The organism is Comamonas sp. CAH-2 (assembly GCF_009668305.1).
Taxonomy (GTDB): Bacteria; Pseudomonadota; Gammaproteobacteria; order Burkholderiales; family Burkholderiaceae_C; genus Comamonas; species Comamonas aquatica.
On record NZ_VSWF01000006.1, the window covers coordinates 98,336 to 123,872 of the forward strand.

The window sequence follows — 25,537 nt, forward strand, 5'->3', positions numbered from 1 at the left end:
CATGGTTTGACATTGTGTGCATATTTTCTGTCTTATGAGCAACTCTTCCACATTCAGCCAGCAGGCCTGGCAACAGAACCTGGCCTTGTTCGAGGCCACCCTGGCCCTGCCTTTCAACCAGACCCTGGCCGATGGCCGCCTGCCGCGCGACGTGTTCCAGCACTACATGATCCAGGACGCGCACTACCTGGTCGCCTTTGGCCGCGCCCTGGCCGTGGCCGCGGCCAAGGCCGACGATGCGCCGGGCGTGGTGCAGTTTGCGGCCGCCGCCCAGGAGGCCGTGGTGGCCGAGCGGGAGCTGCACCACAGCTTCATGCAGACATACGCCGTGAGCGCCGAGCAGTTTGCCCGCACGCCGCTGTCGCCGACCTGCCACCACTACTGCCACTTCCTGCAGTCCGTGGCCTGGAGCCGTTCCTACCCCGTCGCGCTGGCGGCCCTGCTGCCCTGCTTCTGGATCTATGCCGAAGTCGGCGTGCACCTGCAGGCGCGCAGCGTGGCGCACAACCCCTACCAGGGCTGGATCGACACCTATGGCGGCGACGAATTCCACGCCCATGTGCGCGCCGTGCGCGCCACCGTGGATGCCGTGGCCGCGCAGGCCGACGCCCGCACGCTGGCCGAGATGCACGCGGCCTACACCGACGCCGCGCGGCTGGAGTGGATGTTCTGGGACAGCGCCTACCGCCTGCAGACCTGGCCCTGCTGAGCCACGCAGGCGAACACTGTACAAAAAAGAGCGCGTGGCGCGCTTTCTACAAGGGTTTCAGCATCGAATGCATCGCAAACCTTGTTTGAACGCGCGCCATGCGCTCTTTTTATAGAAGCTGACTGGGTCGGACCCCAGTAGCCCTCAGGCCGGCTTGGCTGGGTACACCGGCGTGCTGGCCGTGGCGCCCAGCACCGTGCTCCAGGGCTGGATGGTGTGGCTGCGCACCAGGCCGTGCTGGAAGTAGGGGTCGGCCTGCACGAAGTCCTCCACCGTCTGCGCGCTGTCGCAGACAAACACCAGCACCGCGCTGTGGGCCGGGGCGCCCACGGTGCCGCCCAGCAGCAGCTGGCCGCGCTCATGCGCCTCCCAGCCCAGGCGCAGGTGCTGGTCGCGGTAGGCGCCGCGGCGCTCCAGGTAATCGTCGGTGTAGTGGTAGGTCAGCAGGTAGTGCATGGCAGGCCGTTCGCAGCAGGCGATGAAAAGAAAGCAAGGGTACCGGGAAGGGATTGTCGGGGCCCGCGCGGGGCCGGCGCGTCGCGGGATCGACAGCGGGGCCAGGCCCCCGAACGTGTGGACGCTGGGCCCAGGCGGGCCGTGGGATACGGATGAGCGCATGAGCGGCCAAGCGCCCACCGCAGACCCGGCCGTCGCCACGGCGCGACGGGGCCGTGCCACAGACCACCCCAGGCCCACGCCCGCAGGCCCGGGGGGCATCAGCAGCATGCTCAGGGCTGCGCCACCTTCCAGCGGGCGTTCGGCAGCTCGCCAAACATCTCGGGGGCGTACAAAGCCTCGGCCCGCGTGGGCGGCAGCGCAAAGTCGCCGGCGTTGTTCAAGCGCAGCGTGTACTCAACCACGCTGGTCCCCTTGGGCAGGTAGTCCCAGTACGCGCGGTAGCTGTCCTGGCCGCGCTCCACAAAGGCCGGCCAGGCCCCTTCCGCGCCCTTGCCTTCACCCTGCTGCGCCACGATGGAATCGCGCCCCAGGCCGTTGCCCAGGATGGTGGCACCGGCCGGGATCGGGTCGCTCAGCGCCACCCAGGTCATGTCCGCGCTGGCCTGCACCTCCAGGCGCACGCGCACCACGTCGCCGCGCTGCCAGCGCTGGGCGTCAGCCCCCTGCACGGCGGTCACGGTCTTGCGCAGCACATAGCCGGCATTCAGCGGCTGGGTGCGCGGCACGGCAGCCACGGACTGCAGGGCCACCCAGGGTTTGCCCGTGCCGCGGTGCTGCACGTTGAGCTGACCCAGACGGCGCTCGCCCCAGGGTAGGAACAGCGTGCGCGGTGGCAGACCCTCGGTCAGCCCGGCACCGCTGCCCGCGGGCAGTGCGGTGGCGCCGGCCGCCGGTGGCGTGACCGCAGCCGCCCAGTGCACGGTCTGGGTGGCGGCCCCCAGCAGGGCCGTGGTGTCGCCCGTGACGGCATCGCGCTCGTACTTCTGGGAGAACTGGCGCAGCGCCAGCCCGGCCCAGGTGTTGGCCGTGGTCGTGCCCCAGTGGCCGCGCTGCTGGCGCGCCAGCAGGCCGGTGACCAGGCGCGTGCGCTCGGCATCCCAGGCGGCATCGTCCAGCGTGGTCAGCAGCAGGCGCGCCACGTTCACGTCGGCGCTTTGCATCAGCCACCACCACTGGTCCTGGGCATCGGTGCTGAAACCGACCTGGCTGCCCGTGTACGACAGCCGGGCCTTAAGCACCTGCTGCGCCTCGGCCAGGCGCTGGTCGTGCTCGGGCACCTGCGGCATCTGCTGCAGGATGCTGAGCCAGTCGATCACCGCGTGCGTCGGCCAGTCCTGGGGCGACAGGCTGATGCTCTGCAGCATGGCCGGGCGGGCCTTGCCGCTGCGCGCCAGCGCCGCAATCGCGGCCAGCTTGCGCACCTCCAGGTCCTTGCGCGGACTCCAGTGCTGACGCTCGATGCGCCCTTCGACAAACGCGATCAGGCCGGACTCCATGCGGGCGCGCTCGGCCGCCGGCAGGGCCAGCGCCGGCGCCACGCGCTGGAGGCTGTGGTGCACCGACAGCAGGTGGGCCGTCAGGCTGTCGCTGCCCCGGGCCTGGTAGACGCCCTGGGGCGGGAAGTACATGGCCAGGCCGTCGTCGTCCAGGTAGGTGGGCAACTTGGCCATGGTGCGCTGCCACAGGTCGGCGTCGTTCAGGCCGATGGCCTTGCCCACGGTCTGCTCCAGGCAGGCATAGGGATAGGCCTGCCACCAGTCGCGCAGCCCGGGCACGCCCTGCTGCGGATCGGCCAACCGGTCGCTGAAGGCCAGGCGCAGGCCGCCCTTGCCGGGCACGGCCTGCTCGGGCCATTCCAGGGGCTGCTGCCAGTGACCATCGATCTGCACCAAGGTGGCCTGCTGCACCGCCAGCGGCACGGCCGGCAGCAGGCGCAGCGTGAAGGCCAGCGCATCCTTGGCACCGGTCTTGGTATCGCGCCCCTCCAGGCGCCAGTCCCAGGCGCTTTCCGCGGCCTGGGCCAGGGCCGTGGGCACCGTGACGTTCCAGCTCACCTCGCGCGCCTGCTGCGCCGCGATCTCGACGGTCTGGGCTGGCAGCTCCAGGCCATGGGCCTTGGGTTGCAGTTGCACCTGCATGGGTTGCTGCGTGGTGTTGCGCACCGTGACCATGGCAAGGAACTGGTCGCCCTCGCGCACCACCGGCGGCAGGCCACTGATGAGCTGCAGGTCCTGCGTGGTGCGGATGTCGGTGCTGCCGGTGCCAAAGCGCTGCACGCCGTCCTCGGCCACCGCGACGATCTGGAAGCTGGTCAGGGCATCGTTGAGCGGCACCTCGACCACGGCCTGGCCCTGGGCATCCAGCTGCACACGGGGTTGCCACAGCAGCAGCGTGTCCAGCAGTTCGCGCGTGGGGGCGCCGTTGCCGCCACCGCCGCCCGGGGGCGCGGCCTTGCGGCCATAGTGGCGCCGGCCCACCACCTCCATCTGGGCCGTGGACGTGGACACCGCCCAGCTGCGGCGCTGCCACATGGCGGCACGCAGGTCCCAAGTGGGGTTGGGCGACAGCTCCAGCAAGGCCTTGTCCACGGCGGCCACGGCCACCTCGGCATGGGCCGCGGGCTTGCCATCCGGCAAGGTGGCGCGGATGGTGACCTTGGCCTTGTCGCGCACCTGGTAGCTGGCCTTGTCGGCCTGCACCGCCACCGTCAGCTGTTGCGAACGGTCCTGCACCTTCAGCTCGGCCACACCCAGGCGGAAGGCCGGCTTGCTCAGGTCCACCAAGGCCGTGGGCGCCACGTATTCCTTGCCGCCGTACCAGAAGGCGTTCCACCACTGCCGGGGCACCTTGTAGCCCCAGGTGAAGAAGCTGTACCAGGGCACCTCATACAGGCGGCCGCGCAGCGCCAGCACGCTGACGTAGACGTTCGGCCCCCAGCCGGCCTGCACCGGCAATTCCACCGTCGGGTCCTTGCCCTGCAGGTGCACCACCTGGGTGTGCAGCACGCCTTCGCGCTCCACGCTCAGCAGTGCCGTGGCCTCGCGGAAGGGCATGCGCACCTGCAGCTTGGCGGTCTCGCCCGGCGCGTAGCTGGCCTTTTCGGCCAGCACGTCCATGCGGTCATGGTCCTGGCCGCCGAACCACAGTTCGCCGCGCCCTGTCACCCAGACGGTGTCGGCAGCACGCGCCACGCGGCCCTGGCCATCCTGGGCCGAGGCGATCAACTCCACCTCCCCGGCTTCGACCACCTGCACTTCGCACAGCAGCAGGCCGCGGGCATCGCTCTTGCCGCTGCACACCGTGCCCAGGTCCTTGCTGCTGCGCTGGTTGTCGTAGCTGTAGAAGCCGCCGACCAGGCGCTTGCGCGTGGAGCTGGTGGTGTGGTGCACGGCCTGCACCTTGAGGGGCACGCCCGCCTGGGGATTGCCCTGGGCGTCCACCGCCAGGGCCTGCAGGCGCATCTTGCGGCCCACGGACATCCAGCCCTCGGTGCGCAAGCCAGCCAGCACGGCCGACGGCCACAGGGTGTGGGTGCTGCGCAGGCTCTGGATTTCGCCGTTCGGATCGGCAAAGCTGGCCTCCAGCACCAGATCCTGCGGTGCGGCCACGGCCGGCAGCGACGGCAGCGCCACCTGGCCCTGGCCCTGCGCATCCAGCGTCAGTGCCAGCTTGTCGGCCACCAGGCGTGCACCGTCATTGCTGCTGCCCATGTCTTCGCTGTCACGATCGGCCTGCTCGGGGGCCCGGGGGGCGCTGAAGTTGTAGCCACGCCAGCGCTCGAAAGAGACATAGCGGTCGCGCAGCAAGGCACTGACCTGCACGGCATGGCCGTTGGCGGCTCCGCCGTTGAGGAAGTTCAGCTGCACGGCCACCGGCAGGGTCTTGGGCTGCACCAGCACGCCCTTGTCCACGGGCTGCACTGCGCCCTGGAACACGGGCAGGCGGAAGGCTTCCACCCGGAAGCTGCCCGACTCCTGAATCCGCTGGCCCTGGCGCGCCGAAGCGCCCCAGCGCAGCTCCACCGTGTACTGCCCCAGCTTGGCGGCCGCGGGCACGGCCCAGGCGTTGGTGGCGTTGCGCCCGCCATTGCGCGTGTCCACCCAGTCCAGCGGCTGGCGGTATTGCTGGCCGCTGCCCACATGGGTGATGACCATCTCGACCGGCCAGTCCGCCGGCAGCGCCAGGCCCTGTAGGTTCTGCAGGCGCACCACGTGCTTCATGGACACGGTTTCCCCGGCACGCACCAGGTTGCGGTCCAGCACCGTGTGTGCCACCAGCTCGGGCCGGTTGCCCCAGGCGACGGGCAGGTTGAAGCGCCAGGGTTCGATGCCGCGCTGCCAGTCACTCCAGACAAAGGCCACATCCTCCACGCCCTGGGACTGGTGGCGGGCACTGACAAACCATTGGCCGCTGCCCTCGTGCTGGTTGCAGCGCGGGGCCTCCTTGTCCAGATCGGGCAGCTGCAGCAAGCCCTGGGCGTCGGTGGTGCCACGCTGGTGCGACTGCCCCCGGCAGTCGGAGACCTGCACCGTGGCACCCGCCACGGGCTGCCCCTTGTCCAGCGAGGTGACCCAGACGGCCGAACCCTCACGCCCCAGCTTCAGGTGCACGGCCAGGTTGGTGACCAGGGCCGAGGTGCGCACGAACATGCTGCGCGGCTGGCCCAGGCGCTCATCCAGCAGGGCGGCGCCCAGGTGCGGAGACTCGATCTCCAGCACATGCAGGCCGGGTTCCTTGAGCGGGATGCCCACCACCTCCAGGGGGCGCGGATCGGCGCTCGCCTTGGGCAGCTGCGACGTCTGCACGCCCTTCTGGCCCGTCAGCAAGGACAGGGTGCGGGTCTGCACATAGTGCTGGTCCGACTCGTCCACCGGCCGCGGCACAGGTGCCTTCAGTTCGCGCTGGGCCGTCTTGCGCGGGATGCTGCCTTGCTCGTAGCGCTGCACCAGGTCCCACCAGCGAATGATGTCGCTGTCGCGCGTCAGCCGCAGGCTGCGCACCTGGGCCCCGGCGCCACTGGCGGGCTGATCGACAGACTCCACCTTGCGCACCGTCACGGGCAGCACGGCCACGCCGTCCTCGCCCTCGGCAAAGCGCTCCAGCACGCCGAACGGCGCCACCGCAAACTTGGCCAGCGGCGGGGTGTCGCCCATCACCACCGTCAGCGGGAACGAGGCAGCGTTCGCCAGCTTGCGCCCCGCGTCGTCCTGCAGCGTGGGCGGCAGCACCAGCTGGTACTGCCCGGTCGGGGTGAACGGCGCGGCAAAGCGCAGGCTTTGCACGCGGTCCGTGCCGGCCTCCAGCACCGGGGACAACGACTTGCCCTGGTGCAGCAGGTGCACCTGGCGCGCCTGGTCCACCGGCACGGGGGCGGTGAACGACAGCGTCACATCGCGGATCGGCAGGCAGCCGGCATTCGCCCGCTCGCGCTGGCACTGCAGCTCGGCGGTGAAGGCCTGGCGCACTTCAAAATCAAACGTACGGCTGGCCTTGTTGGTCACGCCGCTGGCCATCTGCACACCCGCGCCATAGACCAGTTGCACGCGGCTGCCAGCCGTCAGGCGGCGCCCGCATTCCAGGGCGGCATAGTGGCCCTTGGCAGGCAGGTGCAGGGCCTGCACCACCGCGCGCGTTTGCGCGGCATCCAGCACCCGCACGGGAATGCGCTCACCCACGTCCTGGGCCCGGCAATGCACGTGCTGCTGCAGGCTTTGCGGGGTGGCCGCGCCATTGAGCTGCAGCACAAAGGTCTGGGATTCATCCACCGGCTCGTAGGTGGCCGGCCAGGTTTCGCGCACCAGCGGGCCGGCAATCTCAAACTGATAGCTGGAAGCGCCCGTCAATGCTTGACCAGAAGGCAATTTGAAGGATTTTTCCAGCTGCACGCTGCAGCGCGTGCCGGCCGGCAAGGGCTGGTCCAGCTGCCACACCCATTCGCGCGCATTGGTCCAGCGACCGGTGCCCGCCACGTTGCCGGGCGCGCACTGCACGCGCACCGGGGCCGGGGCCTGGGCATTGCCCAGGCGCACCGCATCGGCCGACATCTGCACCACCACCTGCTGCACTTCGTTGACAGCGCCCTGCGGCGTCACCTGGCTGATCTGGACCGCCTGTGCCGCCCAGGGAATGCCTGCGACCAGCCCCAGCGCCCACCCCCACCTTTTGCTCCAACGTCCTTGCAACACCTGATGCTCCCTCAAAACGATAAAAATTGCGCACAGCGTAGCACCAAGCCGGTGCACGGCCGCGCACATGCCGGCACCGGATGGCCTCTTCAGGCCAGTTGGCGCTGTGCGGCGCGGTAGGCGCCGGGCGTCATGCCCGTCCAGTGCCGAAAGGCGCGGTGAAACACCGCGACCGAGCTGAAACCCAGCGCATAGGCGATTTCACCCAGCGCCACCTCGCCGCGTGCCAATTGCAGGATGGCCAGGTCGCGGCGCAGATCGTCCTTGATACCCTGGAAGGACAGCCCCTCCTGGCGCAGCTTGCGGATCAAGGTGCGCGACGACATGTGCAGGCGCGCGGCCACATCCTCCAGGCTGCGGCCCAGTTCCATGTACAGCAGCTCGCGCACCTTCAGCCGCAACGCATGCTCGTGGTAGGCGGTGAAGATCCAGTCCCGGGGGGCCCGCACCAGGAAGGCCCGCACCTCGGTGCGGCTGCGCACGGGCCGGGCCTTGCCCAGCTCGGCCGCGAACACGATCTGCGAATGCGCGGCGTCGAACACCACCGGCGCCGGGAACAGCACCGCATAGTCGGCCGCAAACACGGGCGGGGCAAAGGCAAAGCCTACCTGCTGCACCGGCACCTCGCGCCCGACCAGCCAGGAGACGATGCCATGGGTCAGCTTGAGCATCAGCGCATGGCCGAAGCGATTCAGCCCGGCCGCAGGGCTGCGCGCCACCAGTGCCAGGCACAGCGTGGTGCCCGCGTCGTGCAGCTGCAGCCGGTAGTCATCGAGCAACAGGTTCCAGAACTGCGTGAAGCGGTACAGCGCCACCTGGATGCTGGGCGCATCCAGCACCGCCCGCATGATGTATTTGAGGGCGCCGGTGCGCACCGGGCGACTCCACAAACCCATCATCTCGTCGCCCGTGGCGGCGGCACTGCGCTGGTACAGGCCGACGCACTGGTCGTGCGTCAGCCGTGCCCCGGGGCGGCCGAGGAAGGCCTTGACGATGCCCGCCTGCTTCAGGCAGTCGTCGAGCAGCGGCTCCGGACACAGCCGCTGCAAGCTGTCCAGCCAGTCCTGCACCAGCTCCAGCGACACCGTGGCCGCAACAGCAGCCCCTTGGCGGGATTCCATGGCTCACCCTCTTCTTGTCAGTTTTTGCACATTGCGCGGCGCGATTGGTGATTGGAAGCTGCACCGCAGCTGCCTATGCTGAAGGCATGTCAGATCCAGTTGGCCCTGACCCGTGATCTGCAAATCACATCTCTCTCATCCATCCTAGTGCATACCACCTGCAAATGTGGCGATCTTCACACACAGCACGGCACACCCACCTCAGCCGCCCACGAACACGGCGACGGCAGTGGTGCAAACCTGCCCCCCAGTGAATGGCGTTATTCGCATGTGCATGGCACCGGTATGGCTGCAAGACCCGCACAACCCGCCCGTCGCCATGCCAGCACCCGGCCGCGACGCCGTCTTCCCCCGCAGCCCTCAAGGAGCATTTCCATGACCGAACCCCTCGTGTTGACGTCCGAGCAAGGCCCCATCGGCATCCTCACCCTGAATATGGCCCACAAGCGCAACGCGCTGAACGAGGAGGCGATTGCCGCGATCGACGCCTATTTCTCGGCCGTGCCCGCACACATCCGCGCCATCGTGCTGATGGCCCGGGGCGAGCATTTCTGCGCGGGCCTGGACCTGAAGGAGCACCATGCCAAGGCGCGCAGCGGCGTCGAGTTCATGCGCGTGTGCCAGGGTTGGCACCGCGCGTTCGACAAGATCCAGCACGGCGGCATTCCCGTCATCGCCTGCCTGCAGGGGGCGGTGGTCGGCGGGGGCCTGGAGCTGGCCAGCGCGGCCCATGTGCGCGTAGCCGACAGCAGCACCTTCTTTGCCCTTCCCGAGGGCACGCGCGGCATCTTCACCGGCGGCGGCGCCACGGTGCGCACGGCGCGCATCATTTCTGCGCCGCGCATGGTGGAGATGATGCTCACCGGCCGCGTCCTGGATGCCCAGGAGGGGCGCCAGCTGGGCCTGGCCCACTACGTCTGCGACACCGCCCAGGGCGACACCCCGGCACCGGCGCTGGCCTTGCAGCTGGCCGAAAAAATTGCCGGCAACGCGCCGCTGTCCAACTACGCCATCGTCAGCGCCATCAGCCACATTGCCGACATGTCCGCCACGGACGGGCTCTTCACCGAAGGACTGGTGATGGCCATGATCCAGCAGGGGCACGACGTGCAGCAGCGCCTGGGCGATTTCGTGCACAAGAAGGCGCACAAGGTGCAACTGCAGCGTTGACGGCCGCCCACCCTGGGCTAGTGTCCCGCCGCCTTACTGGGGCTGGAAGCCGCTGTCCTGGATGATGCGCTTCCAGACCGCGGTGTAGGCCTTCTCGCGCTGCGCCAGCTGCTCAGGCCCCATGGCATCGACCACCAGACCGATCGCCTCGAGTTGCTGGCGGATGGCGGGTTCCTGGACGCTGTCCGCCAGGACCTTGGCGAACTGCTGGATGAAGGCCGCAGGCACGCCCTTGGGGGCATAAATGCCGTAGTAGGGCATGTCCTCCAGGCCCTTGAGTCCCAGCTCGCTGAACGTCGGCACCTCGGGCAACAGAGGCTGTCGGCGCCCGCCCAGCACGGCCAGCACGCGCAGCTTGCCCTCCTTGTGGTAGTGCACGAAGTCCTGCACCGAGCCGATCCCGGCCTCGATCTGCCGGCCCAGCATGTCGCCAATCATGGGGGCACTGCCCTTGTAGGGCACGGATTGCAGGTCCAGGTCGTAGCGCTGTGCCAGCTGCTTGACCAGGAACTCGGGCGTGGAGGCTGGCGCGGGAATGCCCACGGCGCTGCGCCCGTGCGAGCTCTTGCGCACCCACTTCAGGTACTCCTCGAAGCTGCGGGCCGGATGCAGTCCCGAGACGGCGAAGGTGTTGACGAAGGAGGCAAAGCCCCCCACGGGCTCGAAGTCCACAGCCGGATCGAAGCCCGCATGGCGCACCACCTGCGGCAGGATGGAAATGCTGTGGTCGTGCGTGAGGAACAGCGTGCTGCCATCGGGCACCGAGGTCTTGAGCTGCTGCGCGGCAATCTGCCCACCGGCGCCGGGCTTGTTCTCGATGATGACGGTGCGCCCCAGGCTGCGGCCCAGAGGCTCCTGCAACAAGCGGGCGATCACGTCCGTGCCACCGCCGGGCGGAAAGCCCACCAGGATGCGCAGGGGTTTTTCGGAGGCCCACGACCATCGCCATCCGGCCACGCTGGCTGCAGCCAGCACTGCGGCTTGCGGCGCAGTTTGGACCAGGAAGCGACGACGGGATGCGTGGATCACGAATTTCTCCAACAATCAAAAACAGAAAAAGCCATACACGGCCATCTGCGAGCTTATCAGCCCCCAGCCCGCCGACAGCTTCAAAATGGATAGCTTTTGGCGAGGTGGCGCATCGTTGCTCGCCGCAGAGCCGTTGCGCGCCAAAGAAAAGGGACGCGGCTGCGTCCCTTGTGCGGTGGATGGACTCGGCCCACCCAGGCCGGGTGGCTGGCTGCTTACGCCAGGCGTGCGCGGTGCTTGGCCAGTTGGATGCGCACTTGCGCAGGGGCGGTGCCGCCCAGGGTGTTGCGCGCGTTCAGCGAGCCTTCCAGGCTCAGCACGTCAAACACATCGGCCTGCACATTCGGGTTGAAGGACTGCAGCTCGGCCAAGGGCAGCTCGCTCAGGTCCACGCCCTTGGCCGTGGCCAGCTTGACGGCATGCGCCACGGTTTCGTGGGCGTCACGGAAGGGCAGACCCTTCTTCACCAGGTAGTCAGCCAGATCGGTAGCCGTGGCATAGCCCTTGAGTGCCGCGGCGCGCATGTTGGCCGCGTTCACGGTGATGCCACCTTCCTTGGCGCCGGTCGCCGGATTGACCTGGCCGCCGATCATTTCCGCGAAGATGCGCAGCGTGTCCTTCAGCGTGTCCACGGTGTCGAACAGCGGTTCCTTGTCTTCCTGGTTGTCCTTGTTGTAGGCCAGGGGCTGGCCCTTCATGAGGGTGATCAGGCCCATCAGGTGACCCACCACACGACCTGTCTTGCCGCGCGCCAGCTCGGGCACGTCGGGGTTCTTCTTCTGCGGCATGATGGACGAACCGGTGGTGAAGCGGTCGGCGATCTTGATGAAGCCGAAGTTCTGGCTCATCCACACGATCAGCTCCTCCGACAGGCGCGAGACGTGCACCATGCACAGCGACGCGGCCGCGGTGAATTCGATGGCGAAGTCACGGTCGGACACGCCGTCCAGCGAGTTCTGGCAAACACCTTCCATACCCAGCGTCTTGGCCACGCGCTCGCGGTCCAGCGGGTAGGTGGTGCCAGCCAGCGCGGCCGAGCCCAGGGGCAGCACGTTCACGCGCTTGCGCACGTCCAGCATGCGCTCGGCGTCGCGCTTGAACATTTCCACATAGGCCAGCATGTGGTGGCCAAAGCTCACGGGCTGGGCCACCTGCAGGTGGGTGAAACCGGGCAGGATCACGTCCACGTTCTGCTCGGCCACTTCCACCAGCGACAGCTGCAGCTCCTTGAGCAGACCTTCGATCAGGTCGATCTCGTCGCGCAGCCACAGGCGCACATCGGTGGCCACCTGGTCGTTGCGGCTGCGGCCGGTGTGCAGGCGCTTGCCGGCATCGCCGACCAGGGCCGTCAGGCGCGCCTCGATGTTCAGGTGCACGTCTTCCAGGTCCAGCTTCCACTCGAACGCACCGGACTCGATCTCTTGCTGGATCTGCGCCATGCCCTTCTGGATGGCGGCGTAGTCGTTCTGGCCGATCACGCCCTGGGCTGCCAGCATTTCCGCGTGCGCCAGGCTGCCGGTGATGTCGGCCTTCCACATGCGCTGGTCGAAGAACACGCTGGAGGTGTAGCGCTTGACCAGATCGCTCATGGGCTCGGAAAACAACGCGGACCACGCCTGCGCCTTGGTGTCGAGTTGGTTGTGGGAGGGCTGCGTGGTGGTGTGATCAGACATGGGAGGGCAGAATTTCCGGTTACGACAGACACCCGGAACACCCGGATGCCCTATGCACAAGCCTGAAATTTTATCGAGCCAATCACCTTCCTCCGAATCCGCAGAAGGGACAACCCCTCAGCCTGCTGCAGCGCTGCCGGTTCTGATCTTCGATGCGTGCCATCTGGGGGTGGTGCTGCGCGCCGTGCTCGGCGTGGAGCTGGTGCTGGCCCTGGCCGCGCTCTACCAGGGGGCCAACGGCTGGGAGTGGCTGCTGCAAATGGCCTGGCTGACCAGTGGCGGCCTGCCGGGCACGCTGGTGTGGCTGCTGATGGCTTGCAGCCTCAAGCGCGTGCTGCACCGGATGGAGGGCCCGCACCAGTATGCGATCGGCATCGTGCTGGGCATGGTGGCCGGCCTCTACGCCACGGCCATGCTGGCGATCAACGGCGACGTGGCGCACCTGCACTGGCTGGCGAACGCCATCTCCGGCGGCGTGATGGCCGCCGTGCTGGTCGGCTACCTGGTGCTGCGCGCCGAGGGCCGCACCCCGGCGGCCACCAAGGCACAGCTGACCGCGCTGCAGGCCCACATTCGCCCGCACTTCCTGTTCAACGCCCTCAACAGCGCGATCGCCCTGGTGCGAGAGCACCCGGGCAAGGCCGAGCGCTTGCTGCAGGACCTGAGCGACCTATTCCGCGCCACCTTGCAGGACCCCCGCAGCAAGATCGCCCTGTCGGAAGAGATTGAGCTGGCGCAACGCTACCTCGACATCGAGCAAATACGCTTCGGCGAACGGCTGCAGGTGCACTGGGACCTGGACCCTGCGGCGCTCGATGCACACCTGCCGCCGTTGCTGTTGCAGCCCTTGGTGGAAAACGCCGTCAAACATGGGGTAGAACCCTCTGAAATTGGCGCAAAAGTAACAATCTCCGCGCAACTCACTCAGAAAAAATTCATTTTGTTACGCGTCACCAATACACTGAATCCGTCCCGACGCCTCGGCGACAAGGCCACGGCACCACAGGGCCAGGGCATGGCCCTGAAGAACGTAGAGCGGCGACTGCGCCTGCTGCACGACGTGCAGGCCAGCTTCAGCGCCACGCGCAAGGAAGGCCGTTTCGAAGTTTTGATATCTCTACCGCTCAGTTAAGAAGTACATAACCATCCGGAGATAAGAGATGCACATCCTCATCGTTGATGATGAACTGCTGGCCCGCAACCGGTTGCGGGTGCTGCTGAGTGAAAGCGAAGACCCCACCGCGCCGTTCACCATTGAAGAAGCTGCCAACGTTGCCCAGGCGCTGGAGTTTGTGCACCGCAGCCCCTTGCCAGTGGACTTGGTGCTGCTCGACATCCAGATGCCCGGCCCCGACGGCATGGTGCTGGCGCAGACCCTGCGCAACCTGCCCAAGCCCCCGGCCATCGTCTTCGTCACGGCCCATTCCATGTACGCCGCCAGCGCCTTTGAGGTGGAGGCGATCGACTACCTGACCAAGCCCGTGCGCCTGGAGCGCCTGCAGCAGGCCATTGCCAAGCTGCGCCGCATCCGCGCCCTCGAAGGCACGCCCAGCAGCAGCGAATCCGCCCCGGCGCTGGTGATCCGTGACCGCGGCCGTGCCGAGCGCGTGCCCCTGCACCAGGTCGTCTACCTCAAGGCCGAGCAGAAATACGTCACCGTGCGCACCGCCTCGCGCACCTACATCCTCGACAACTCCTTGAGCGAGCTGGAGCAGCGCTACCCCGGCCAGTTCCTGCGCCTACACCGCAACGCGCTGGTCAACCCCAGCCAGATGCGGATGCTGGAAAAGCAGTACACCGACGAGGAAGGCGAATGCTGGGCCATGCGCCTGCACAGCGTGCCCGAGATGCTGCAGGTGTCGCGCCGCCAGCTGTCGGCCGTGCGCTCCGTGCTGCAGGGCACGCGCCGCCCCGAGCACCAGCAGACGGAACCGGCATGAGCCAGTGAGCACTGCCGCCGCAAAAAAGGCACCGTACGGTGCCTTTTTTGTTGGGGGGTGGAAAGCGCTCTGGTGCGCGCACGGCTCAGTGGCCGTGGCCGCCGTGCGCCAGTCCGCTGACCGCGGTGACCAACACGATGCCGGTCAGCAGCCAGGCCACCTGCACCAGCGACTCGCGGGCCGACAGGCGCTTTTGCAGCTGCGGGATCAGGTCGGACAGGGCCACATACACAAAGCTGCTGGAGGCCACCACCAGGAAGTAGGGCTGCCAGGTTTCCAGGTGGCCCAGCAGGAAGTAACCGGTCAACCCGCCCAGCGCCGTGACCGCACCGGCCAGCGACACCTTGAACAGCGCCAGATTGCGGTGGGCGCTGTTGCGCAGCACCACCAGATCGCCGATGTGGTGCGGCACCTCGTGCGCCATCACCGACACGGCGGCAATCAGGCCCAGGCGGATGTCGGCGACGAAGGCCGAGGCAATCAGGATGCCATCGCCAAAGCAGTGCACGCTGTCACCGGTCAGCAGCGACCAGCCGCTGCTCTTGGCATGGTGGTGGTGCCCCGTGTGCCCGGGATGGGCGTGGGTGTGGTCATGCACATGGTGCTCATGCTCGTGGGCATGCTCATGGCCGTGGTGCCACAGCTCGGCCTTGGTCAGCAGGAAGAAGAACACCACGCCGATCAGCAGCGTCATGAACAGATCCTGGGCGCTGGCCTCGCTGTTGAAGGCTTCGGGCAGCAGGTGCATGAAGGCCGTGGCCAGCAAGGCCCCGGCGGCCAGGCTGAGCAGGCCTTGCTGCGCGCGGCTGCTGGCGCGCTGGCCGAAACCGGCTTGCAAAAGAAAGTTAGCCACCCAGACGCTGCCGATGCCGGAAGCCAGGGTGGCCACGATGATGGCGACCAATGTCATAACAACTGTTTTCTTTCAGGGCGGTGGCCCGAACTGCTTCGCATTTTCGCTAAAGACGCGGCGGCTTGCTGCGCCGCTGCGCGCTGACTGAGTCGTCAGCGGGGCTGCTTGCGCGCCCGCTTCAACCCCATGACGTTCCAGCGTACACAAGCTGTCAAGCCCCCCGCCGTCAGCCCGCCAGCCAGCGCACCATGGCGGCGCTGACCGCCCCCAGCACCACCACCAGCAAAAAGGGGGTGCGCAGCCACAGGGCCAGGGCGGCCACGCCCAGAGCGGCCAGCCGCGCATCCAGCACCAGCGTCTGGCCGTGCGAGAAGGTGTTCATCACCGTCAGGGCGGCCAGCAGGGCCACCGTCATGCAGGCCGCCACCTGGGTCATGCGCGGGTTGTGCAAGAAACGCGCCGGCACGGCATAGCCCAGTAGCTTGGTCAGCAGCGCGGCGGCGCTGGCCAGTACGATCCAGTGCCACTGGCTCATGCGGGCCTCCCATCTTGCTGCAGGCGCGCACTGCGCCACCAGCCCCAGGCGGCACCGACCAGGGCCGCCAGCAAGATCGGCAGGCCCGGCGGCAGCAGGGGCACGGCCAGGGCCGTGACCACGCCGCACAGCACGGCCAGGGCCACGGGTTCGCGCTGCTGCAGGCGCGGCCACAGCAGACCCAGGAAGGCGGCGACGGCCGCACCGTCCAGCCCCCACTGGCGCGGGTCGCCCAGGGCATCGCCCAGCAGGGCCCCGCACAGGGTGAAGGCATTCCACAGCACGAACACGCCGACGCCGGCGGTCCAGAAGCCGCGCTGCTGCTCGGCCGCATCGATCTGGCCGGACGCGGTGGCGGCCGACTCGTCGATGGTCAGGTGGGCGGCCAGCCACTTGCGCCAGCCCCGGGGCTGCAGCAATCGGTTCATCTGCATGCCGTAGACGGCGTTGCGCACGCCCAGCAAGGTGGCCGCGCCGACCGCGGCCGAGCCAGCGCCCCCGCCCGCGATCACGCCGATGAAGGCGAACTGCGAGCCGCCGGTGAACATCAGCGCGCTCAGCGCCAGCGCCTGCCAGACATGCAGGCCTGCCGCCACGGCCAGGGCCCCGAACGAGATGCCATACAGCCCCGTCGCCACAGAAATCGACAGCCCCATGCGCACGGCGGGCGTCAGTGCAAAGCCAGTTGACACGGCATTCCTTGGATTGGTTTTCAGGAGCACTCAGCGCATGTATTTCAAGCATTTCAGCCACAAAAGTGGCTGAAAGTACGAATTGGCATGCGCCTGCCGCTCTCTTTTTAAAGGCATCGAGCGGGAGACACCGCTCAGTGCGCCTGCTCCCAATTCGGGCCAAAGCCGATCTCGGCCAGCAGCGGCACGGACAGATCGGCCACGCCGGCCATGAGGGCGGGGATTTCGGCCTGCACCCAGTCGCGCGCGGCCACCGGCAGCTCGAACACCAGTTCGTCGTGCACCTGCATGATGACCTGCACCTCGGGGCGCTCGGCATCCAGCCGGGCCTGCACGGCCACCATGGCCTTCTTGATCAGGTCGGCCGCCGTGCCCTGCATGGGCGCGTTGATGGCGGCGCGCTCGGCCGCCTTCTTGCGCGGGCCGCTGCCGCCGTTGATCTCGGGCAGGTACAGGCGCCGGCCGAAGACGGTTTCCACATAGCCCTGGGCATGGGCCAGCTCCACGGTTTGCTCCATGTAGCGCTTCACGCCGGGGTAGCGCTGGAAGTACTTGTCGATGTAGGCCGCCGCGGCCTTGGTCTCTATCCCTAAGTTCTTGGCCAGGCCGAAGCTGCTCATGCCGTAGATCAGGCCGAAGTTGATGACCTTGGCATAGCGGCGCTGCTCGCTGCTGACCTGGTCCACGGCCACGCCGAAGACCTCGGCCGCCGTGGCGCGGTGCACGTCCAGGCCGTCACGGAAGGCGCGCAGCAGGGCCTCGTCACCGCTCAGGTGGGCCATGATGCGCAACTCGATCTGCGAGTAGTCGGCGCTGGCGATCAGCTTGCCCTCGGGCGCCACAAAGGCCTCGCGCACGCGGCGGCCCTCGGGCGTGCGCACGGGGATGTTCTGCAGGTTGGGGTCGTTGCTGGACAGGCGCCCGGTCACGGCCACAGCCTGGGCGTAGTGGGTGTGCACGCGGCCGGTGCGCGGCAGCGCCATCTGCGCCAGCTTGTCGGTGTAGGTGCCCTTGAGCTTGGACAGGCTGCGGTGCTCCAGCAGCTTGGCGGGCAGGGGGTAATCCTCGGCCAGCTTTTCCAGCACCTCCTCGTCGGTGCTGCGCGCGCCGGTGGCGGTCTTCTTGACCACCGGCAGGCCCAGCTTGTCGAAGAAGATTTCGCCCAGCTGCTTGGGACTAGCCAGGTTGAAGGGCTGGCCGGCGATCTCGTAGGCCTCGTTCTCCAGCTGCAGGATGCGCGCGCCCAGGTCGTTGCTCTGGCGCGCCAGCGCCCCGGCGTCGATGCGCACACCGTTGCGCTCGATGCGGAACAGCGCCTCGCTGGTCGCCATCTCCAGCTCGTAGATGTGGCGCAGCTTGGCATCAGCCTCCAGCTGCGGCCACAGCACGCCGTGCACGTCCAGCGTCTGGTCGGAATCCTCGCAGCTGTACGCCGCCGCCTTGTCCACGGACACCTGGGCAAACGGGATCTGGTTCTTGCCCTTTCCGCACAGGTCCTCGTAGCTGATGCCGGTGCGGTTCACATGGCGCAGCGCCAGGCTGCCCAGGTTGTGCGGGCGGTGCACTTCCAGCACATAGGACTGCAGCATGGTGTCGTGCGCATAGCCGCGCACGGTGATGCCGTGGTTGGCAAACACATGCTGGTCGTACTTGACGTGCTGGCCCAGCTTTTTCTGGCTGGCGTCCTCCAGCCAGGGCTGGAGCTGCGCCAGCACCCAGTCCAGCGGCAGTTGCTGGGGCACGTCCATGCCCTCGTGGCGCAGCGGGATGTAGGCTGCCTCGCCCACCTGCACGCTCAGGGAAATGCCGACGATCTGCGCCTGCATCTCGTCCAGCGAATCGGTTTCGGTGTCGATGGCCGTCAACGCCGCGGCGTGGATCTTGGCCAGCCACAGCTGGAACTGTTCCTCGGTCAGGATGGTGGTGTAGACCACCTCACGCTGCTGGGCGGCCACGGCCACCTCGGTGGCTGCTGCATCGTCGGCGTCAAACAGCCCGCCCTGGGCACTGGCAGGGGCGGCCTGTGGCGCTTCCGAAGCAGGAGCACCCAGCGCCCGTGCCAGGCCCTTGAAGCCATATTTCTCATAGAAAGGCCGCAGGCCCTCGGTGTCCGGCGCATCCAGGGTGATGTCGTCCAGCGCCGGCAGGCCCGGCACATAGGCGCTCAGGTCGCAGTTGGTCTTCATGGTCACCAGCTGGCGGCTCAGCGCCAGCTGGCCGCTGGCGATGGCATCGCGCAGGTTCTGGCCCGCCACACCCTTGATGGCGTCGGCATGGGCGATCAGGTTGTCCAGGGTGCCGTATTCCTCCAGCCACTTGGCGGCTGTCTTGGGGCCGACCTTGGTCACGCCGGGCACGTTGTCCACGGTGTCGCCGACCAGGGCCTGGTAGTCCACCATCAGCCACGGCGGCACGCCAAACTCGGCCGTCACGCCGGCCACGTCGCGCTTCTTGCCATTCATGGTGTCGATGATGGTCACGCGCTCGTTGACCAGCTGGCTCAGGTCCTTGTCGCCGCTGGAGACGATGACATCAATGCCTTGCGCCGCCGCCAGCTGCGCCAGCGTGGCGATCACATCGTCGGCCTCCACGCCGGGCACGGTCAGCACCTTCCAACCCAGCAGGTCCACCACCTCGTGGATGGGGGCAATCTGGCTGCGCAGATCGTCGGGCATGGGCGAGCGCGTGGCCTTGTACTGGTCGTACATGGCGTCGCGGAAGGTCGGGCCCGAGGCATCGAACACGCAGACGGCGTAATCGGCCGCCACATCCTTGCGCAGCGACTGCATCATGTTCACCATGCCGCGGATGGCCCCGGTGGCCGGGCTGCTGGGGTCCCCGGGCACGGCCCGCAGGTCGGGCATGGCATGGTAGGCGCGGTACAGATAGCTGGAGCCGTCGACCAGCACCAATGTCTTGGAATTGCTCATGGCGGGAATTGTGCCTGTCGCCAGGGCCGGCGGGAACGGACATGGTCTTGCCCAGCACCAGGGCCTGCCCGCAGCTGTCCCCGGCGCCGGTGCGCAGGCTGCACATGCACCGGGGCAACAACGCCTACAATTTGGGCATGCGCGCCGCCACCCTCCTCCTCACCTCGCTCCTGACCGCCGCCCCCGTGCTGGCCCAGGCCAATGGCGAAAACTCGCCCCAACCCAATGCTCAACCACCCCAGCAGCTGCAAAATGCAGAGCAAAAGGGTGACAAGGGCAACCAACGCATCGAGCGCATCCGCGTCGAGGATGGTGGCAGCCGCGTGGATGAACTGCGCGTCGGCGGCGAAACCAAGAGCATTACCGTGCAACCCAAGGTGGGTAATCTGCCCGCCTACGAGGTCGACCCCAAGAACAACGAAGGCACCGACGGCACCAACGGCCGCCGGGTCTGGCGCGCACTGCAGTTCTGAGCGGACCCCGCGTCCACTGCCCCACCACCGCCCATGGCGGCGGTGGGATGTTCCCTTTCTACATCCTGAGCGATGGCTGTTTTTACCGAAGTCTCTGACAAAGACGCGCGCGACCTGCTGCGCCGCGTTCCCCTGGGCCAATTGACCGAGTTGCGCGGCATTCAAGGCGGCATTGAAAATACCAACTACTTCCTGACGACCGATCAAGGAGAGTGGGTGCTGACTTTGTTCGAGCGATTGACCGCCGAGCAACTGCCCTTCTACCTGCACCTGATGAAGCACCTGGCCCACAAGGGCATCCCGGTGCCCGACCCGCAGGCCGATGCCAAGAGCGGCGACATCCTGCACAAGGTCTGCGGCAAACCCGCCGCCATCGTGCAGAAGCTGCGCGGCAAGAGCCAGCTGCAGCCCCAGCCCGTGCACTGCGCCGCCGTGGGCGAAATGCTCGCCAAAATGCACCTGGCCGGCCGCGACTACGCGCGCGAGCAGCCCAACCTGCGCGGCCTGGCCTGGTGGAACCAGACCGTGCCCGTGGTCCTGCCCCACCTGGAGAGCGGCGCGGCCGAGCTGCTGCAGGCCGAGCTGGCGTTCCAGAACCACACGGCAGCCTCGAGTGCCTATCGCGCCCTGCCACGTGGCCCGGTGCACGCCGACCTGTTCCGCGACAACGTGATGTTCGACGGCGAGCAGCTCACCGGCTTCTTCGACTTCTACTTCGCCGGCACCGACACCTTCCTGTTCGACCTGTGCGTGTGCCTGAACGACTGGTGCATTGACCATGCCAGCGGCGCCCACCGCGCCGACAACGCCCAGGCCATGCTGCAGGCCTACCAGGCCGTGCGCCCGCTGGAAGCGGCCGAGCGCCAGCTGTTCAACGCCATGCTGCGGGCCGGCGCGCTGCGCTTCTGGATCTCGCGCCTGTGGGACTTCTACCTGCCGCGTGAAGCCTCCATGCTGGTGCCGCACGACCCCACGCACTTCGAGCGCGTGCTGCGCCAGCGCGTGGCCTACCCCGTGGACCTGGGCAGCGCCGCCCCACACTGAGCCCTGCACGATCAGCCCCACGGACTGCTGCGCCGCAGCCGTGGGGTACAGTTGTGCGCATGCCGGGCGCCCAGCCCGCAGCCGCACCTTCCTGCGCCCCACAGACATGAAACTCCACATCGTTCCCGCCAGCACCGGCCTGCAATGGGTCAAGCTTGGCATGCAAACCTTCTGGCGCCAGCCCATGGCACTGACAGCCCTGCTGTTCCTCAGCATGGCGGCCGTCTCCTTGCTGGGCATGCTGCCGGTGATCGGGTCCTACCTAGCGCTGATCCTGATGCCCACCGTGTTCCTGGTGATGATGCTGGGCGCCGCCGAGGCATCGCAGGACCGCATCCCCCGCCCCAGCCTGATCCTGGCGCCGTTTCGCAGCGGCCAGTCGCGCATCCAGGCGCTGGCCATCCTGGGCCTGTTCTACATGCTGGGCATTCTGCTGATCGTCAGCCTGACCTCGCTGTTCGACGACGGCAGTCTGGCACGCCTGTCGCTGAGCAACGACCCCATCACCCCCGAAGTGGCGGAGGAGCTGGTGCAGCAACCGGGCTTCCAGATCGCGCTGTGGAGCGGCTTCGTGCTCTACAACCTGCTGGCCATGCTGATGTGGCACGCCCCGGCGCTGGTGCAGTGGCACGGCGTATCGCCCGTCAAGGCGGTGTTCTTCAGCGTCGTGGCCTGCGTGCGCAACTTCCGCGCCTTCTTCATGTACGCCCTGGGCTGGCTGGGCCTGGCGATCGCTGCGGGCCTGGTCCTGTCCCTGGTGACGCTGGTGCTGTCGCTGCTGCTGGGCTCGGCCGTGGCCCTGGCGGCCAACATCCTGACCATCATGCTGGGCATGGGCCTGGTCACCATGTTCCTGACCTCGGCCGTGTTCACCTTCCGCGACTGCTTCTCGCCGCCCGACGGCGAGCGCAGCCTGCACGTGGACGATGTGACCTACGACTACAAGTAAGCCGGCAGAGCACGCATGAAAAAAGGGACGCCTCGGCGTCCCTTTTTGCTGGCCGCCCTGCTCAGGGCTTGATGGCGATCTTCAGCACCCCGTCGCGCTGGTGCGCAAACAGGTAGTAGGCCTCGACGATGTCATCCAGCTTGCGCTGGTGCGTGACCAGCACGCCCAGGTCGAGGCGCTGGGCGGCAATCACGTTCATCAGTCGGCGCATGCGCTCCTTGCCGCCAGGGCACAGGGCCGTGCGGATGGTGTGGTCGCCCAGGCCCGCGGCAAACTGGGCCAGCGGGATGGACAGGTCTTCCGAGTACACGCCCAGGCTGGACAGCGTGCCGCCGGGCTTGAGCACCTTCATGGCCTGGGCGAACGTGGTCTGTGTGCCCAGGGCCTCGATGGAGCTGTCCGCGCCCTTGCCGCCGGTGAGCTTCATCACCTCGTCCACGATGTCCACGTTGCGGAAGTTCAGCGTCACATCGGCGCCCATCTTCTTGGCGATGCCCAGGCGGTGGTCGTTGCCATCGACGGCGATGATGGTGGTCGCCCCCAGCAGGCGCGCGCCGGCCGTGGCGCACAGACCGATGGGGCCCTGTGCGAGCACCACCACGGTGTCGCCGATCTTGATGTTGGCGTTCTCCGCCCCCTTGAAGCCGGTGGACATGATGTCCGGACACATCAGCACCTGCTCGTCGGTCAGGCCGTCGGGGATGGGCGCCAGGTTGGCCTGGGCGTCGGGCACCAGCACGTACTCGGCCTGGGTGCCGTCGATCAGGTTGCCAAAGCGCCAGCCGGCCGTGGCCTTGTAACCGTGGCAGCCGCACAGGCCGCGCGCCGCCAGGTAGCTGCCGTCCTGGCTGGGGTAGCCATCCTGGGCCGCATAGCTGTTGAAGTCGGGGCAGATGGCCCCGGCGATCACGCGCTGGCCCTCGGTGTAGCCCTGCACGGCACTGCCCAGCTTCTCGATCACACCCACCGGCTCGTGGCCCACGGTCAGGCCCTGGGCCACCGGGTACTCCCCCTTGAGGATGTGCACGTCGGTGCCGCAGATGGTGGTGGTGGTGATGCGGACCAGCGCATCGTTGGGACCCACGTCGGGGACGGGTTTCTCGACAATCTCGATCCGGCCTTTGTCGATAAAGGCGGCGGCTTTCATCATGCGTGCCATGCTGTGCTCCTCATTCCGAATGAAAACACACTGCGCGGAGGGCAAGGCTTCCGCGCAACCCACACCCTAACTGTCCAAGGTGAAGCCGGGTTATGCCATGACTTGCATCAAGACCCGGGCCTAATCCACCACGGTCAGCTTGGCAATCGCCAGCGCCAGCCACTTGGTGCCATGGCGCGGGAAGTTGATCTGCGCGCGCGCATCGTCGCCCGTGCCTTCCACCGCCAGCACCTTGCCCTCGCCAAACTTGGTGTGGAACACCGTCTTGCCCTTGACGATGCCGTGGCCCGGCACCGCCTTTTGCACCGGCACCGGCGGGCTGGCAAAGATTTCCGGCCCCTTGGCCGCATAAGTACCAAATTGACCTCTGGCGCCCGACTGCCAAGCGCTACCAGCTCCGTTTTTGGGAGCAAAGCTGCCAAAACCGCCCTTGGCGCTGAGCCATTTGAGCGAGGCCTCGGGCAGCTCGTCGATGAAACGGCTGGGCAGGTTGAAGGTGGTGCGCCCGTGCAGCATGCGGCTTTGCGAGTGGCTCAGGTACAGGCGCTTGCGCGCGCGGGTGATGGCCACGTACATCAGGCGGCGCTCCTCCTCCAGGCCGCCGCGGTCACTCATGGCGTTCTCGTGGGGGAACAGGCCCTCTTCCAGCCCGCCGATGAAGACCACGTCGAACTCCAGGCCCTTGCTGGCGTGCACCGTCATCAGCTGCACCGCGTCCTGGCCGGCCTGGGCCTGGTTGTCCCCGGCCTCCAGGGCGGCGTGCACCAGAAAGGCCTGCAGCGGCGACAGGGTCTCGCCCGTCTCCACGTCGGTGCCCCCCAGCGGCAGGTCCAGCAGCGGCCGCGCCGTGTCCACACCCTGGCTGGCCAGGCTCTGCGTGAGCGGCACCCCGGTTTCGTCGACGGGCAGGGCCACCGCATCCTTGCCAAAGCCTTCCTGGGTCACAAAGCTCTCGGCCGCGTTCACCAGTTCCTTCAGGTTCTCGATGCGGTCCTGGCCTTCCTTGTCGCTCAGGTAGAAGTCCACCAGGCCGCTGACCTCCAACATCCGCTCGATGGTCTGGCGCAGCGTCTTGCCCTGGGTCTCCTCGCGCAGCACGTCGATCTTGGCGACAAAGCCCTGCAGCTTGGTGCCCGCGGCCCCGCCCACGGCGGTGACCGCATCGGACAGCGAGCAGCCCGCGGCGCGCGCGGTTTCCTGCAGCGTTTCCACGCTGCGCGCGCCGATGCCGCGCGCCGGGAAGTTCACCACGCGCATGAAGCTGGTGTCGTCGTGCGGATTCTCGATCAGGCGCAGGTAGGCCAGGGCGTGCTTCACCTCGGCCCGCTCGAAGAAGCGCATGCCGCCGTACACGCGGTAGGGAATGCCGGCGTTGAACAGTTTGCTTTCGATCACCCGGCTCTGCGCATTGCTGCGGTACAGCACGGCAATCTCCTGGCGGCTGTAGCCGTCGTTGCGCACCAGGTCCTTGATCTCGCCCACCATCCAGCTGGCCTCGTCCAGGTCGGTCGGGGCTTCCAGCACGCGCACCGGCTCGCCGGCGCCCTGGTCGGTGCGCAGGTTCTTGCCCAGGCGCTGGCTGTTGTGCTCGATCAGCGCGTTCGCGCTGTCCAGGATGTGGCCGTAGCTGCGGTAGTTCTGCTCCAGCTTGATCTGGTGCTGCACATCGAACTCCCGCACGAAGTCGCTCATATTGCCCACGCGCGCCCCGCGGAAGGCATAGATGCTCTGGTCGTCATCGCCCACGGCCAGCACGCTGCTGGTGGACTGCATGTGGCCGTTCACCACTTCCCCCGCCAGCTGCTTGAGCCAGGCGTACTGCAGCTTGTTGGTGTCCTGGAACTCATCGACCAGGATGAAGCGGAAGCGCAGCTGGTAGTGCGCGCGCAGTGCCGCGTCATCACGCAGCAGCTCGAAGCTGCGCAGCATCAGCTCGCCAAAATCCACCACGCCTTCGCGCTGGCACTGGTCCTCGTACAGCTGGTACAGCTCCACCTTCTTCTTGGTGTCCGGGTCCTGCGTGGGTACGTCGCGGGGGCGCATGCCCTCTTCCTTGCAGCCGGCGATGAACCAGCCCAGCTGCTTGGGCGGAAAACGCTCCTCGTCCACGTTGTACTGCTTGCACAGGCGCTTGATGGCCGACAGCTGGTCCTGCGTGTCCAGGATCTGGAAGGTGGCGGGCAGGCCGGCCGCCACATGGTGGGCGCGCAGCAGGCGGTTGCACAGGCCGTGGAAGGTGCCGATCCACATGCCGCGCACGTTGTAGGGCAGCATGGCCGACAGGCGCGCCGTCATCTCCTTCGCGGCCTTGTTGGTAAAGGTCACGGCCAGGATGCCGCCGGGCGAGACCTGGCCGGTCTGCAGCAGCCAGGCGATGCGCGTGGTCAGCACGCGGGTCTTGCCCGAGCCCGCCCCCGCCAGCACCAGCGCATGGCCGGCCGGCAGCGTCACCGCCGCCAGCTGCTCGGCATTGAGGCCCTGCAACAGGGGCGAATTCTGGGAAGGCGGGGTGCCGGGCGCGGCAGCATCGAGCAGGTCTAGCGGAAACATGCCCCCATTCTAAAAAACCAGGGCCCGCCAGCGGCCTGCAGGTGCTTTGCGTGCCGCGAAACCACG

At 67.5% G+C, this 25,537-nt stretch carries 18 protein-coding genes; 7 read left to right on the top strand and 11 right to left on the bottom strand.

Annotated features, from left to right (window positions below; genetic code table 11):
• The first annotated feature begins 34 nt into the window (after positions 1-34).
• Positions 35-709 carry a thiaminase II gene (gene tenA, locus FYM52_RS06285; RefSeq protein ID WP_154163477.1) on the top strand — a complete coding sequence of 225 codons (675 nt, stop codon included), beginning with the start codon at positions 35-37 and terminating at the stop codon, positions 707-709.
• Positions 710-853: 144 nt separating this feature from the next.
• Here the strand turns inward: tenA and FYM52_RS06290 are convergent, their stop codons facing one another.
• The 3 genes from FYM52_RS06290 to FYM52_RS06300 all read right to left on the bottom strand — a co-directional run bounded on the left by FYM52_RS06290 (position 854) and on the right by FYM52_RS06300 (position 8,474).
• Positions 854-1,165: a YciI-like protein gene (locus FYM52_RS06290; protein WP_043380686.1), complete on the bottom strand. Its 312-nt coding sequence runs from the start codon at positions 1,163-1,165 to the stop codon at positions 854-856.
• 272 nt (positions 1,166-1,437) lie between these two features.
• Positions 1,438-7,353, bottom strand: a complete 5,916-nt coding sequence (locus tag FYM52_RS06295; RefSeq protein WP_370513805.1) for an alpha-2-macroglobulin — start codon at positions 7,351-7,353, stop codon at positions 1,438-1,440.
• An 89-nt stretch (positions 7,354-7,442) separates the two neighbouring features.
• A complete protein-coding gene (locus FYM52_RS06300) occupies positions 7,443-8,474 on the bottom strand; it encodes an AraC family transcriptional regulator (protein WP_154163479.1) in 1,032 nt (343 codons plus the stop codon).
• Positions 8,475-8,849: 375 nt separating this feature from the next.
• Between FYM52_RS06300 and FYM52_RS06305 the strand changes: the two genes are divergently transcribed.
• Positions 8,850-9,644 carry a crotonase/enoyl-CoA hydratase family protein gene (locus FYM52_RS06305; RefSeq protein WP_154163480.1) on the top strand — a complete coding sequence of 265 codons (795 nt, stop codon included), beginning with the start codon at positions 8,850-8,852 and terminating at the stop codon, positions 9,642-9,644.
• 33 nt (positions 9,645-9,677) lie between these two features.
• Here the strand turns inward: FYM52_RS06305 and FYM52_RS06310 are convergent, their stop codons facing one another.
• The gene (locus tag FYM52_RS06310) at positions 9,678-10,670 is read right to left on the bottom strand and encodes a Bug family tripartite tricarboxylate transporter substrate binding protein (RefSeq protein WP_162524667.1); all 993 of its coding nucleotides are present in this window, start codon (positions 10,668-10,670) and stop codon (positions 9,678-9,680) included.
• 218 nt (positions 10,671-10,888) lie between these two features.
• Complete coding sequence (argH, locus tag FYM52_RS06315) at positions 10,889-12,346, bottom strand: argininosuccinate lyase (RefSeq protein WP_154163481.1); 1,458 nt, start codon at positions 12,344-12,346, stop codon at positions 10,889-10,891.
• A 52-nt stretch (positions 12,347-12,398) separates the two neighbouring features.
• Here argH and FYM52_RS06320 point away from each other — a divergent pair, with 52 nt between their 5' ends.
• A complete protein-coding gene (locus FYM52_RS06320) occupies positions 12,399-13,478 on the top strand; it encodes a sensor histidine kinase (protein WP_162524665.1) in 1,080 nt (359 codons plus the stop codon).
• 28 nt (positions 13,479-13,506) lie between these two features.
• On the top strand, positions 13,507-14,286 hold the full coding sequence (locus FYM52_RS06325) for a LytTR family DNA-binding domain-containing protein (protein WP_154163483.1): 780 nt from the start codon (positions 13,507-13,509) through the stop codon (positions 14,284-14,286).
• 85 nt (positions 14,287-14,371) lie between these two features.
• Here the strand turns inward: FYM52_RS06325 and FYM52_RS06330 are convergent, their stop codons facing one another.
• The 4 genes from FYM52_RS06330 to polA form a co-directional block, all read right to left on the bottom strand.
• A complete protein-coding gene (locus FYM52_RS06330; RefSeq protein WP_042419270.1) occupies positions 14,372-15,196 on the bottom strand; it encodes a ZIP family metal transporter in 825 nt (274 codons plus the stop codon).
• A 169-nt stretch (positions 15,197-15,365) separates the two neighbouring features.
• Positions 15,366-15,674 (bottom strand): AzlD domain-containing protein, encoded by a 309-nt coding sequence (locus tag FYM52_RS06335; protein WP_154163484.1) that lies wholly within the window; start codon positions 15,672-15,674, stop codon positions 15,366-15,368.
• Positions 15,671-16,366, bottom strand: a complete 696-nt coding sequence (locus FYM52_RS06340) for an AzlC family ABC transporter permease (protein WP_197022610.1) — start codon at positions 16,364-16,366, stop codon at positions 15,671-15,673. Before FYM52_RS06340 ends, FYM52_RS06335 begins: the two co-directional genes overlap by 4 nt.
• Positions 16,367-16,500: 134 nt before the next feature.
• Positions 16,501-19,296: a DNA polymerase I gene (gene polA, locus FYM52_RS06345; RefSeq protein WP_154163485.1), complete on the bottom strand. Its 2,796-nt coding sequence runs from the start codon at positions 19,294-19,296 to the stop codon at positions 16,501-16,503.
• Between the two features lie 137 nt (positions 19,297-19,433).
• Between polA and FYM52_RS06350 the strand changes: the two genes are divergently transcribed.
• The 3 genes from FYM52_RS06350 to FYM52_RS06360 all read left to right on the top strand — a co-directional run bounded on the left by FYM52_RS06350 (position 19,434) and on the right by FYM52_RS06360 (position 21,762).
• Positions 19,434-19,769 (top strand): hypothetical protein, encoded by a 336-nt coding sequence (locus FYM52_RS06350; protein ID WP_154163486.1) that lies wholly within the window; start codon positions 19,434-19,436, stop codon positions 19,767-19,769.
• A 72-nt stretch (positions 19,770-19,841) separates the two neighbouring features.
• Entirely contained in the window at positions 19,842-20,813 is a 972-nt protein-coding gene (locus tag FYM52_RS06355) for a homoserine kinase (protein ID WP_042419260.1), read from the top strand.
• Between the two features lie 106 nt (positions 20,814-20,919).
• On the top strand, positions 20,920-21,762 hold the full coding sequence (locus tag FYM52_RS06360; protein WP_043380656.1) for a BPSS1780 family membrane protein: 843 nt from the start codon (positions 20,920-20,922) through the stop codon (positions 21,760-21,762).
• Between the two features lie 61 nt (positions 21,763-21,823).
• Here the strand turns inward: FYM52_RS06360 and FYM52_RS06365 are convergent, their stop codons facing one another.
• Together FYM52_RS06365 and FYM52_RS06370 are read right to left on the bottom strand one after the other, a co-directional pair.
• The gene (locus FYM52_RS06365) at positions 21,824-22,921 is read right to left on the bottom strand and encodes an NAD(P)-dependent alcohol dehydrogenase (RefSeq protein WP_154163487.1); all 1,098 of its coding nucleotides are present in this window, start codon (positions 22,919-22,921) and stop codon (positions 21,824-21,826) included.
• A gap of 120 nt (positions 22,922-23,041) precedes the next feature.
• Positions 23,042-25,471, bottom strand: a complete 2,430-nt coding sequence (locus FYM52_RS06370; protein ID WP_154163488.1) for a UvrD-helicase domain-containing protein — start codon at positions 25,469-25,471, stop codon at positions 23,042-23,044.
• Between the last annotated feature and the right edge of the window lie 66 nt (positions 25,472-25,537).

Coding starts and splice junctions, on each gene's coding strand:
- FYM52_RS06350 (WP_154163486.1), top strand. CDS start 19,434: ATGCGCGCCGCCACCCTCCTCCTCACCTCGCTCCTGACCGCCGCCCCC.
- argH (WP_154163481.1), bottom strand. CDS start 12,346: ATGTCTGATCACACCACCACGCAGCCCTCCCACAACCAACTCGACACC.
- FYM52_RS06355 (WP_042419260.1), top strand. CDS start 19,842: ATGGCTGTTTTTACCGAAGTCTCTGACAAAGACGCGCGCGACCTGCTG.
- FYM52_RS06370 (WP_154163488.1), bottom strand. CDS start 25,471: ATGTTTCCGCTAGACCTGCTCGATGCTGCCGCGCCCGGCACCCCGCCT.
- FYM52_RS06330 (WP_042419270.1), bottom strand. CDS start 15,196: ATGACATTGGTCGCCATCATCGTGGCCACCCTGGCTTCCGGCATCGGC.
- FYM52_RS06365 (WP_154163487.1), bottom strand. CDS start 22,921: ATGGCACGCATGATGAAAGCCGCCGCCTTTATCGACAAAGGCCGGATC.
- FYM52_RS06335 (WP_154163484.1), bottom strand. CDS start 15,674: ATGAGCCAGTGGCACTGGATCGTACTGGCCAGCGCCGCCGCGCTGCTG.
- polA (WP_154163485.1), bottom strand. CDS start 19,296: ATGAGCAATTCCAAGACATTGGTGCTGGTCGACGGCTCCAGCTATCTG.
- FYM52_RS06290 (WP_043380686.1), bottom strand. CDS start 1,165: ATGCACTACCTGCTGACCTACCACTACACCGACGATTACCTGGAGCGC.
- FYM52_RS06320 (WP_162524665.1), top strand. CDS start 12,399: ATGCACAAGCCTGAAATTTTATCGAGCCAATCACCTTCCTCCGAATCC.
- tenA (WP_154163477.1), top strand. CDS start 35: ATGAGCAACTCTTCCACATTCAGCCAGCAGGCCTGGCAACAGAACCTG.
- FYM52_RS06305 (WP_154163480.1), top strand. CDS start 8,850: ATGACCGAACCCCTCGTGTTGACGTCCGAGCAAGGCCCCATCGGCATC.
- FYM52_RS06300 (WP_154163479.1), bottom strand. CDS start 8,474: ATGGAATCCCGCCAAGGGGCTGCTGTTGCGGCCACGGTGTCGCTGGAG.
- FYM52_RS06325 (WP_154163483.1), top strand. CDS start 13,507: ATGCACATCCTCATCGTTGATGATGAACTGCTGGCCCGCAACCGGTTG.
- FYM52_RS06360 (WP_043380656.1), top strand. CDS start 20,920: ATGAAACTCCACATCGTTCCCGCCAGCACCGGCCTGCAATGGGTCAAG.